General features: G+C 45.0%; 7 protein-coding genes and 1 pseudogene. 6 read left to right on the top strand and 2 right to left on the bottom strand.

Annotation, left to right across the window (positions count from 1 at the left end; genetic code table 11):
• Positions 1–124 precede the first annotated feature (124 nt).
• Positions 125–1,384, top strand: a complete 1,260-nt coding sequence (locus tag ABTW00_RS20755) for a tyrosine-type recombinase/integrase (protein WP_433637339.1) — start codon at positions 125–127, stop codon at positions 1,382–1,384.
• A 119-nt stretch (positions 1,385–1,503) separates the two neighbouring features.
• Positions 1,504–4,275 carry a DNA methyltransferase gene (locus ABTW00_RS20750; protein WP_433637337.1) on the top strand — a complete coding sequence of 924 codons (2,772 nt, stop codon included), beginning with the start codon at positions 1,504–1,506 and terminating at the stop codon, positions 4,273–4,275.
• 13 nt (positions 4,276–4,288) lie between these two features.
• Here the strand turns inward: ABTW00_RS20750 and ABTW00_RS20745 are convergent, their stop codons facing one another.
• Entirely contained in the window at positions 4,289–5,470 is a 1,182-nt protein-coding gene (locus tag ABTW00_RS20745; RefSeq protein WP_117241897.1) for a phospholipase D family protein, read from the bottom strand.
• 1,237 nt (positions 5,471–6,707) lie between these two features.
• On the opposite strand from ABTW00_RS20745, the pseudogene ABTW00_RS20740 reads away from it, so the two are divergent.
• The 4 genes and pseudogenes from ABTW00_RS20740 to ABTW00_RS20725 all read left to right on the top strand — a co-directional run.
• Positions 6,708–6,860 (top strand): annotated as a pseudogene (locus ABTW00_RS20740) (TA system toxin CbtA family protein); the annotation flags it as partial.
• Positions 6,861–6,973: 113 nt separating this feature from the next.
• Complete coding sequence (locus tag ABTW00_RS20735) at positions 6,974–7,804, top strand: DUF4942 domain-containing protein (RefSeq protein WP_433637335.1); 831 nt, start codon at positions 6,974–6,976, stop codon at positions 7,802–7,804.
• A gap of 184 nt (positions 7,805–7,988) precedes the next feature.
• A complete protein-coding gene (locus ABTW00_RS20730) occupies positions 7,989–10,052 on the top strand; it encodes an McrB family protein (protein WP_433637333.1) in 2,064 nt (687 codons plus the stop codon).
• Positions 10,049–11,365 carry an McrC family protein gene (locus ABTW00_RS20725; RefSeq protein ID WP_117241916.1) on the top strand — a complete coding sequence of 439 codons (1,317 nt, stop codon included), beginning with the start codon at positions 10,049–10,051 and terminating at the stop codon, positions 11,363–11,365. Before ABTW00_RS20730 ends, ABTW00_RS20725 begins: the two co-directional genes overlap by 4 nt.
• 410 nt (positions 11,366–11,775) lie before the next feature.
• Here ABTW00_RS20725 and ABTW00_RS20720 read toward each other — a convergent pair whose 3' ends face one another.
• Positions 11,776–12,210 (bottom strand): VOC family protein, encoded by a 435-nt coding sequence (locus tag ABTW00_RS20720; RefSeq protein ID WP_433637330.1) that lies wholly within the window; start codon positions 12,208–12,210, stop codon positions 11,776–11,778.
• Positions 12,211–12,298: the final 88 nt, after the last annotated feature.

The raw sequence follows: 12,298 nt of genomic DNA, 5'->3' as shown, positions 1-12,298 counted from the left end.
TTTTCACTCAACCTAAGTCAACCTGATTCAATCTACATCAACTTACTGATGCGGGTACAACTGCGGGTATATCCCGGTTCGATAATGTTTGTACCCACACAGAACCCTTGAAAGGATACTCATCATGGCTCTGAGTGATGTGAAGGTTCGTTCGGCAAAGCCGGAAGCAAAAGCCTATAAGCTTACCGATGGTGACGGCATGGTATTGTTGGTTCACCCGAATGGCTCGAAATACTGGCGGCTTCGTTATCGCTTTGGCGGTAAAGAGAAGATGCTGGCGTTGGGGAAATATCCTGAAGTTTCGCTGGCGGATGCCAGGGCACGCAGGGATGAGGCCCGTAAGCTATTAGCTAATGGTGTCGATCCCAGTGAGAATAAGAAAGCCGTTAAGGTAGAGCAGGAGCAAGAGGCGATAACGTTTGAAGTGGTCGCCAGAGACTGGCATGCCAGCAATCAGAAGTGGTCTACATCGCACAGTGCCCGTGTTTTGAAAAGCCTTGAAGATAATCTCTTTGCTGCTATTGGTAAGCGGAACATTGCGGAGCTGAAGACACGAGATTTGCTTGTACCCATTAAGGCGGTGGAATCATCCGGACGACTCGAAGTTGCCGCCCGTTTACAACAGCGTACTACCGCGATTATGCGCTTTGCTGTGCAGAGCGGCTTAATCGACTATAACCCCGCGCAAGAGATTGCCGGTGCGGTTGCTACGGCGAAAAGACAGCATCGTGCTGCATTGGAACTTAACCGCATTCCTGAATTACTTCACCGCATCGATCACTACTCTGGCAGACCGTTAACCCGACTGGCTGTCGAACTCACGTTGTTAGTTTTCATCCGTTCAAGCGAACTGCGTTTTGCCCACTGGTCAGAAGTGGATTTTGATACTGCCATGTGGACGATTCCAGGGGAGCGTGAACCGCTGGAAGGCGTTAAACATTCTCAGCGTGGTTCAAAGATGCGGACTCCACATCTTGTTCCTTTGTCGCGGCAGGCTCTGGCTATTTTGGAAAAGATCAAAAGCATGAATGGGAACCGTGACCTGATCTTCGTAGGAGATCACGATCCGCGTAAACCCATGAGTGAGAACACGGTGAACAAGGCTCTACGAGTGATGGGTTATGACACAAAAACAGAAGTATGTGGACATGGTTTCAGGACGATGGCTTGTAGCTCATTGATTGAGTCGGGGCTGTGGTCGAGGGATGCGGTGGAGCGGCAGATGAGTCACCAGGAGCGTAGCTCTGTTCGAGCAGCTTATATCCACAAGGCGGAGCATCTCGGGGAGCGTAGATTGATGTTGCAGTGGTGGGCTGATTATCTGGATGCGAATAGGGAGAAGGGCATTAGTCCTTTTGATTTCGGGAAAATGAAGAGCAACTAATTTTTAGGGAAACAGCAGCAATTGCAGCTATCGCGATATAGCAATAGCTCATTGTATAATTGAATCAATTCTGGGATTTTGATAAAATCCCAGAATTAACATTTTGAGAGTTACCATTTATGCCTACACAGAAAGCTGTAAACATTGCTAATTTGACGGATATGGAAGTCATAAATAATGAACCAGCACTTCATCTGAGACCAGTTATGGAGGTTGCTCATGAACTGGGGGCCATTGATTGGAGCTTCACCGAAGTGGGTACTCGCCTGCCGGGACATGACATACATCCATATCCCGCTAAGTTCATCCCGCAACTCCCGCATGGTTTAATCTCACGTCTGAGCGGACGCGGGGAAACTGTGCTTGATCCATTTGGTGGGAGCGGAACTACTGCACTTGAAGCCGTGAAGCTAGGACGAAAGGCAATCAGTATTGATGCTAATCCACTTTCTGCCCTCATTGGTCGAGTTAAAACTGCCAGACTTGAACCTGAAACGCTTAAAGCGTTGAATGCCCATCATTCAGTGCTACTTACTCATCTTGAGGGTGGGCATCTCTCACCTTCATCTTTGATTAATAATTATTCTTCTCATGCACCAAAGATCGTTAATCAGGAGAAATGGTTTGCGGATACTGCATACGCAGAGTTGTGCTTAATTAAGGCTTATATAAATGATCTGGATAGCACCAGTCAAGATATAGCCCTAGTTGCGCTTTCTAGGATAGTAATTAAAGCCTCTTTTCAAGATTCAGAAACACGCTATAAAAGCGTTCCACGTGAAGTACCCATGGGTGAAACGTTAAGCAGGTATTTAAGAGAATTTACTGCAGTAATTAAGTCTGTGGAAAAGAATGAGGCGGCAACAAGGTATGGACTATCACAATTCCTATGTGATGATATCCGATTGATTAGTAAAGAAAAACTTCCTGATGGGATCGCTGATCTAGTAGTGACTTCACCTCCGTATGGAAATGCAACAGACTATCACCTTTACCACCGTTTTCGTTTATTATGGCTGGGTTTTGATCCTATTGCATTAGGGCATGTCGAAATTGGTTCCCATTTAAAACATCAGAGAGAATCGAGTGGCTTTGAAAGCTATCTTGCAGACATGGAAGCAGCTTTAGCAACTATGCATCGTGCTTTAAAGCCGGGTCGATATGCTGCGCTCGTAATTGGAGATTCTGTATATGATAAAAAGACATATGACCCAGCAGAAGCCCTTTATGAGCGAGCTGATAGTTTAGGTTTTGAAGCCTGTACTATTGTAGATAGAGCTATTCACGCCGTGAAGAGATCATTTTCACATGCGGGTAGGCGTGCGACTTCTGAACATATATTGGTTTTACGACGTAAAGTCGCTCCAACGTTCATTCAAATATCTCCAGCGCCATATAAGCTATGGCCATACGAGGCAGAGTTAAGGCTCAGAGAGGTGGGCCTTAAAGTTGGTGATGCAGATCCTTCTTTAGACATTCGTGTTCCTTCACTTGAAGAAGATCGGAGGATGTACAAGCGTGCGGCTTTTTCACATAGTGTTCAACTGGAAGGGGGAAATGTTGAGCCTACATGGCAAGCTGTTCTGGAGAATGGAGAGGCGTGGCGCTCAACTACACGGAAGGATCCTAAATATGTCACTCATGGTATCCATTCATATAAAGGGAAGTTTTATCCACAGTTAGCGAAAAGTTTATTAAATATCAGCGGGTTTGGTCCTGGCGCTACAGTGTTGGATTTATTTTGTGGTAGCGGAACTACCTTGTTGGAAGGATATTTGAATGGCTTTCGTACCTTCGGCTGTGATATGAATCCGCTAGCAGCTAAGATATCACGAGCGAAGCTCGGGGTCTTAGAGCTAAACCCAGATACTGTACGTGAGGTTGTGTTAAGTGTTCGGGAGTTTCTTGCGAGTCCACCTTCAAATTTTCCGCAGAACCTTGATCATGTTGAAGAGAGTTGCCGTGAAGAGATTTTTCGCTGGTTTTCACCAACTATAGCTTTCAAGTTAAACTGGGTCCTGGGGCTTCTGCGAAGAATTAGTGCTGGAGTAATGTTAGATTTTCTCGAAGTAATTTTGAGCAGCATTATTCGTGAGGTTTCTAATCAAGAACCTACAGATCTTCGTATTCGCTATCGATCTGAGCCGTTAACTGATGCTGATGTGCTTGGTCTCTTTCTGGATAAATTAGAGGATCAATTCAATCGGATAGAAAAATTCTGGAAGATACGAAATAATGCTCCTCAGGCCTTCCTGCCTTCCGTAATTACAGAGGGGGATAATAGAAAGTCCGATACATTTATGAAATTAGGTCTTGAGTCTGGTAGCGTGGATCTGGTGTTAACTAGTCCGCCTTATGGAACCGCGTTACCATATATCGATACGGATCGACTATCTCTACTTTTCATAATGGGTTTAAAGAGCTCTGAAAGAAAACCCGTTGAAAATGGGTTAATTGGAAGTCGCGAGATAAGTACGGTTGAACGTCGACGATTAGAGCAAATTGAGCTCAGAGAGGTACTACCTTCTGGTTCACAACACTTTATTTCAACAATGCAGAGGGAGCTCGCAAGTGATTTATCTGCAGGATTCAGAAAACGTAATATGCCAGCACTAATGGTGCGATATCTTCTTGACATGTCTGCATCCCTTGGCCAAGCCAAACGATTATTGCGGTCAGGCGGAGAAATGATGATTGTCATCGGAGATAATAAAACGACAATTAACGGCAAAGTTATGCTAATCCCTTGTACAGACTTGATTGAGGAAATAGCTTGTACACAAGGGATGGTGATAGTAGAGAGAATCGATATATCTGTTACTACTGAAAATTTTAAGCATATTAAAAATGCTATAGTCAAAAATGTGGTTCTAAGACTTAGGAAACCATAAGTGTGAGGCTGGTTTAAAACCAGCCAAACTTTCTTGCTTTTTTACCGCCACTAGGCATTGACTGGTTACAAGCTGATAACCATGACGTATATTGCGGGCTGTCCGGTCGATAGATGCAAATTTCATAATCGATATCGGTACTGTTACCTGGCATCATTACCATTATTGAATAGTCTGGTACTTGAGATACCAATGGCGATGCCGTGATCCTAATTTCCGCTTTTGCTGAATAATACACCGTATTAAGTTGATAACTTGAAAGAGTTAATATTGGTGTCGTAGCGGGGCCATATACATTTATGTTCACTACTGGGTCGGGTGTTCTCTGTGGATATGCAGGGTTACCCGCTTTCTTCGGTATTGTCAATCCCTTGAATGGCCAGCCAAAGAAGCTTGGATTTTGTAGTACTGCAATTTTACTTAAGAATATCTCACCATTATGATGAGGCTTAATCTGTATAATTAGCCCTGCAACAACTTGTTGTGGAGATTGGGGTTGCCCCATAATTCCTGCCACTTGTGTTTTAGAAGCTTTCATTATGGTTGCGGGGAGTGGGCTTGCTGGTTTGCGTATCAGTCCCGTTCTCGGAGCCGTCGGATAGTTCCCTGTAAGCTTGGCGCGTACTTGTTTATCTAATTCAGATAGAACAGCACCATTGGCTATCAATTCATCTAATAATTGCTGATCAAATGCTTTTGTTGCAACGCATGAGTGAGGTAATAAATTGCTCCACAATGTGTCTAGATCTTTATAGATACTATCATCTTCAGGCAACACTAGATCTAAAATTATCGAACTTTCAAAATTAGTTTCAGTACCACCGACCGTAAGGTTATTAGAGCCGATAATTACTTTCGCATGTTTTGGACCATCAAATAAATATATTTTTGGATGAAAAGTAATCCCATTTTCACGAGTAATATAAAGCTCTTTACATAAATCGGCTGCAATTGTTAACGCTTCTTTGCTTGTACCTTGTTGGTCAATTCCTAGGATAGCGCAGAGCGAGTTTCCAGAAGCTGCCCAGCTCTCGATATCGGACTTAAGACGTAGTAAAGGGCCAGATTTCGCGTATGCAGTGACGATGCGTAATTTGGTGAAACGCGGATCTTTTAGACCCGTACGCAAAATATCCAATAAGCGTTTAGATCCGCTAGGCTGATCTAACGGTGTAATAAAACTTACTTGTGGCATGCTATCTTTTACTATCCTTAATTGATTTTTGCTCTATGAAAACTGGCTGCTTGGGTTGAGTATCTACTTTTTACAGAATGATTTCTATTACTTTTTAGTAAGTTAAATCGTAACTGTGACCCCGCTTGCATAGTTGGGCTGACCCCGCTACGGTAGACGATCTTGCTCTATCGTTTGGCTGACCCCGCCGCGGTAGACGATCCTGCCCCTCTAGCTGGACAGACCCCAGGAGCAGGGGGTCTGTGTATGATAACTCCCCTCAACTTTTTTCATATAGAACCTAGCCACCTAAGATACATTTAAGATGGGTTAAAGAGGGGGCTAAACGAGTACCATAGCTGCTTCGATAATATTATCGACTACTTTACTGCTCTGTTTTATTACGGCCAGTTACGACTAAATCGGGGAACCGAAAATGAGACGCTTTTCCTGCTATGGGCTATCTACATATTGATGACAAAGGTATGTCGGTAACCAGTGGGAACTGCTCTAACGTTTTGAGGTCGAGAAAATAGCGGCTTGGCTCATGGTTCACAAAGAAAATATTGAACGTCATTGTGACAAATAGTAATTGGAGTTGTGATGCCATTTTCAGTGCGGGTCAATGCTATCAAAGCAGCATTACGCAAGCTCGATATTAACTGTAGCGGCGATGAGGATTCGCTAACTGTTAGTGCCGTGCACTCTTGCTGGGGGGGGGGAAGAGCGATCGTGTTCTTTCCCCAGTCTATTCAAATAGGTAGATGGTAGGGGCGACATTAGCATGTTGAATATTGCTATACCCCTCGCTAAAGATAGATTACTAGTTTTTTGGTGATATGGATCTGTTTCAGCTGGGCTATAGTGGATTAGAAAATCAATACACGGATATATTGATTTATAACTATTTTCAGAACTAAATCATTTACGTGAGCACCAGGTATTCCCTTTCTGACAATGCGGAACACGACAGGTTGTGTCGTTTTTTTGATGATACCTCCGCATTGGAATCAACAAATTAACTTACATTTCATAATGTTAGGTAGCTGCAGTTATCCCCATCATTTTTTCAATCCACCTCCCTTTGGTACGACATAACGTGTCGAACCAGTACGTCATAATCTCCCATATCAATATCTGGTTATTTTGGGAGTTCAGGACTGTTCTCACCATGAAAACACAACATGATCATTATGACCGCCTGTCCATCAGGTTATCACCTCTGTTCAGGTGGCCAAATTCAGTAAACCACTACAGAATAACACTGGCTGATGCGGTGAACTTTCTGGTGGAACGCTATGAACTGATACGCACTGACCGCAAAGGGTTTACATGGCAAGAGCAGACACCATTTCTGACCGCTATCGATATTCTCAGAGCTAGGCGAGCTACCGGATTAATGAATATATAAATTCTTCGAGCATCATTCCTGATTTTTACCTCTGAACTTCCCACCTTATTTATTCATCGCATAATGCGCCTGCCATTTCCGGCAGGCGTGTTTGCTTTTATGGATGATTGACGATGCAAACAGAACCCGTTGTATTAACGGAACACAATGAACTCATCTGTTCGACCAGTATCGAACGAGTAGTTTCTGGCCGCGATGCTGCACTGCTGCAAATTGAAAAGCTCATCCAGCAGCTTGATGCCATTTCACGGTTAACCTCTGAAGTTGGCGGTGGTACGGCGCAAGACTGGGCGATGAAAGCTGGGCACCGCTACGATAGTTGGCTGACTGAAATTGTGGATAAAGCGATCCCTGCTGTCACCCGCAATATTGACCGTAGTATCTGGCGTGATTTGATGTTGAAGTCTGGCATGATGGCATTGATGGATGCTCAGGCGCGCGACCAATGGCATAAGAACCAGGAGGAGGGCGATCTACCTGCCATCAGCGAGGCGAATATACTCAGTACTTTTGAGCAGTTACATCTGAATAAAATGGATGTATTTGAGCGTGGGATCATCAATGTGTTCAAAGGTCTGTCATGGGATTATAAGACCAATAGCCCTTATAGCTTTGGTAAGAAGATCATCATTAACAATCTGGTGACGCATAACCGCTGGGGATTTAGTCTGAACTGGGGCTGGAGGCGGGATCAACTGGCGGATCTGGAGCGGATGCTGTTTTTACTCGATGGCAAACCGATTCCCGACAACCGTGGTGATATTTCTACCCGGTTGATGGAACATATTCGAGATAACCCTGCTAAGGATATGTACGAGGATGAGTTCTTCAGTATTCGTTACTTTCAAAAGGGAACAGCCCATCTGACGTTCAAGCGTTTGGAGTTGATAGAAAGGATTAATGACATTATTGCGAAACACTATCCGGGGATGCTGGGGCAGTAGCAGTAATTTTTAAAGCCTTGAGATACCGAATTGGGCATTTTGTAGAGTAACTAACTGAGTTTTTCTTAATCACATCTAACTAAATTTCCTGTTGCTTCCCTTGAACAGGTAGTGACTGTATTGAGATTAATCCGATAAGATGCAGATATATCAATTCTAAATCGCCCTACACACGGAGTATGTGATGGTTCAGGATTTCTCTGCATTGGCCCCTTTCTTTCGTTCTCATATCGCAAAAAATAATCAATACAGCCCTGACTGGGGCAAACACTATCGTCAGCTCGTAGAACAGATCCAAGCCGAAAAACCCAACTTCTCTGCGGATACAATTCGGCAGATTTGGTACGAACGTAGCAATGGTATCTCCAGCCTCAGGCAGGGGGGGATGTCCCAGTTTGAATTCGAAACGGCGGAAAAACAGCTGCTTGATCTCACCCGACAGATGGCAGAGGAGTGTACGCAGGAGAACTACGATCGGGTGATTGAGGGCCTTGTTAAACTTAAAACAGATGGGATATTAAACAAAGTATATTGGGCACTTTGCCATCGTGCTTTTGCCGCGATCTACCCGTCGAAAATTACCAACGTTGTGAATGTCAGCAATTTTTTCAGTAGTTACAACTATTGCAATAACCATTTTCAACTTGGCCTTTCTGAGGATCAGGAGTGGTTCGCTCGCAACCTTGATCTCAAGAAAGCGTTGCACCAAACACTGGGCGATGAAGTCGATCCTATCGAACTGAATATGTCGCTCTGGCATCTCTATACGCAGGTTATTCAGAAGAAGAACGATATTGCGTTAATCGGTAATGAAACTGCCTTGCCTGAGGATGAGCAAGACGAGAAGGTTAGCACCCCGCAACTTCCAAAAAATACTATCCTCTACGGTCCTCCAGGGACCGGAAAAACTTACCGTACCATCGACCTGGCCGTACGCGCCTGTGAGCCGATAGCCTACTCGCTGCAGGAAGGAAAAGAGGAAAACGAAAAACGCCGCGAGCTGAAAAAGATTTATGACCGCCTGATTGCTGAAAAGCGAGTGCGCTTTATTACCTTCCATCAGAGTTTTGGCTATGAAGAGTTTATCGAAGGGCTAAGAGCAGAGACCACCGACGATGGCAATGTACGCTACGAAATCAAAGCGGGCATTTTTAAGCAAATTTGTGAAGATGCCGCTTTTGGCCACGCCGGTGTTCAGCAGAAGCTTGACGAGGCGCTTGCCCGCCTACAAGAACGTTTATCTGAAAGTGGAAGCATTACCCTTGAAACTCTGCAGGGTAAAGCCTTCCAACTGGCTTACAAGAGCCAGACCACCTTTGGTATCTTCCCGTCGCAATCGAAAAAAGAGGATTTAGGGCAGGGTTACAATGCTTACCTCAAGAATATCAGCCTGGTTTACCAAAACCCTCAGGCGAAGGTACATAATCCGTCATATGTACGTAGTATCCTTAATTACCTGATTAAACAGGAAGGCTTGCCTTCCAATCCACAGGAATCTGTTTCTGAAAAACGGCAAAACTACGTTCTGATTATTGACGAAATTAACCGCGGCAATATCTCCAAAATCTTTGGCGAACTGATAACCCTGATAGAAACCTCTAAACGTTCCGGGGAGCCGGAGGCACTTAGCGTGATGTTGCCTTACTCTTCTACCTCGTTCAGCGTACCGAACAATCTCTATTTAATCGGCACTATGAACACTGCTGACCGTTCGCTCACCGCACTGGATACCGCCCTTCGTCGCCGATTCGAGTTTGAAGCGATGCTGCCGGACATCACGGTTCTGAAAGATATGGTCGTCAAAGGCATTGATCTACCACGACTGCTGCAGACCCTTAATGACCGCATTCAGGTGTTGTACGACAGAGAACATACCTTGGGCCATGCCTTTTTCATTCCGGTTGTACAGGCTAAAGAGGACGAAGAATTGGCCTTTGAAAGGCTCAAGAGGATTATGCGAAATAAAGTATTGCCTTTGCTCGAGGAGTATTTCTACAACGACTGGCAAAAAATTCGCATGGTGCTGGGCGACAATCAGAAAAGCGATAACCCGCATCTACAGTTCGTGTGTGAGGTGAAAGACCAGAAACAGTTTGTGGATCTTTTTGGCAATAGCGGAACTGAAGATCTGCATGATATCGGTGCCAGTTTCCATCTGGCCCCTGAGGACGACGATGTCTGGGATAATCCGCTCGCCTGGCAACAAATTTATGCGCCAAAAAATAGTAACCCTGGGAGTAGGGAATGACGTCTCGTCAAAACTTTACCGTCTTCGAATACGGACTCCTGGTTGGCGAGAAAGATAGGGACCGCATAAATAATGCGGTCGTTCTGCCCACGAAGCTGTTTGAGTGGCTTGAGCAACGGTGTCTGAAAGATGACGCGGATAACACCCATCGTCTGCTAACCCTGCGCAATCGAGGTAGTGTAAAAACGCTGCAAGTAAAAAATTATGCTGGTGTTATTTCTCTTCCGGGAAATGCGTTTATTGAAGTGTTGCCAAAAACGGGGCGGCGTGATGAGAACATTGATATTGCACGTCAGCAGCTTTTGATGATGCTACGCACGCTAAAATCTTTTCGCCATATTGCCACTTCAGCATCCAGAGTAAGAACCTCGAAGATGCCGTTGATGGATGTTTTTATTCAGCAGTTTATCGATAGCGTACAGCAGATTGTGCGCCAGGGTCTAAAGCGTGATTATTTGCGCCAGCAGGACAATTTGCCCTGGATGAAAGGGAAATTACGGGTCTCCGCTCAATTAAGCAAAAACTGTGTGCGTCGGGATCGATTTCAGGTGGAGTTTGACGATTACAGCGCCGAACGCCCGGAAAACCGGATATTGAAAACAGCCATTGATAAAATCCGCCGTCAAATCCGCGATCCGCAGCTTCTAATACAAATTAACTCTTTGCAGGTGTACTTTGACGATATTTCACCTGTCGATGATGTCCGCATCGCCTTCGACCAGGTACGTCTCGACCGACATATGCGTCACTATGAACTTGCCTTGGCGTGGGCGCGGCTGATTTTGATGGGACAGTCTCCCCATTGCATGCAGGGAGACGCCAACGCTATTTCACTGCTCTTTCCAATGGAAGCTGTGTTCGAATCTTTTGTGACTGCATGGATGCGTCATCGTTATAACGATAACTGGCATGTGGAGGCTCAGGTGAATTCACACACCTTGGTTCGTCTCAATGGTAGAGGGTTATTTAAGCTTAGACCCGATATCCATCTACGGCCTCGTGCGAAGAGTTGGGATCAGCCGATGATTTGTGATGTTAAATGGAAAATGGTAGAGAGCGGAAAAGCGGGACTCGAACAGTCGCAGGCTGACCTCTACCAGATGCTTGCCTATGGTATGAACTATCAGGAGGGGATAGGGGACATGCTTCTGATTTATCCTTCGCATGAAGGTTTTAGTCAGCCGTTACCTCATCCATATGAATTCAGCCATCAAAAGGAAAACTCGCTGCGTTTATGGGTTCTGCCATTTTTCATTGGCGACAGTTTGCAAAGTTCTGGTCTGTGTTTCCCTGATGGGAAAATATTGATTTAATAACGTGTTATTCTCTTGTACACGGTTAGCCATAACGGTGTTGTACTGATATGGCTCTGTACCCGCTTGCGTTGTCTGATTTTTGTACGGATTTTTGTTTGTGGGTACAAGTGCGAGTATAAACCATAATAGTTTAAAATAAATAATATTGAAATCAGATGGTTGAATAAGTTATTCGAGTCCGGCCTTCGCACCAGTGATTACCTACAGGGCGTTTATTCGTAACGCAATATGGTGGGCTCATTGCTCCATTCAAACTTGCAACTCACCATTATTCTCCTGTCATCCTGAACACAGCATAACGATATTTTAAAATGTCAGCTCCATCTCAAACTGGCATAACGGTCCCGGATAAAGCTCTCCATCGCGGTTTCCGGGAGCTACAGGGGGAAAATATGCTCCCTGTTTTCTCAGACAGTGAAGCTGATTTCTACCGAGCGGGCACTGCGATCGCCCTCACCATGGTAAACAGCTTCAATGTTGTTACCGTCCGGATCCAGAACAAAAGCCGCATAGTATCCAGGATGGTAGGTTCGTTCGGCAGGTGCGCCGTTATCACGTCCGCCATGATTGAGTGCTGTGCGGTAAAATGCGTCAACCGATTCACGGTCTGTGGCCTGAAAGGCCAGATGGTGCCGTCCTGTAGGAATACCTCCAGACCCCGAACTTTTTACCGACGAAATGACCAGTTCGTCAGCCCAGATATATTCGTCATCGGTGATAACCAGTGGGATCTTAAGCTCCGCCAGAACAGCGGTGTAAAACGCTTTGCTTGCGTCAAAGTTGTTTACCACGAGCTGGATATGGTCGATAAGTCTGCCACGATGTAGCGTGTAGTTGTTCACGATTCATCTCCTTATTCAGATTCTGCCAGGCAGGTCTGTACCTGACAGGTATCAGAAAATCATTCCAGATTTGGTCTTTGTACAGAAA

The organism is Kluyvera georgiana (genome assembly GCF_050990895.1).
GTDB lineage: Bacteria > Pseudomonadota > Gammaproteobacteria > Enterobacterales > Enterobacteriaceae > Kluyvera > Kluyvera georgiana.
Note: the sequence above shows the minus strand (reverse complement) of the source record. Positions and strands in the feature narration are given on the sequence as shown.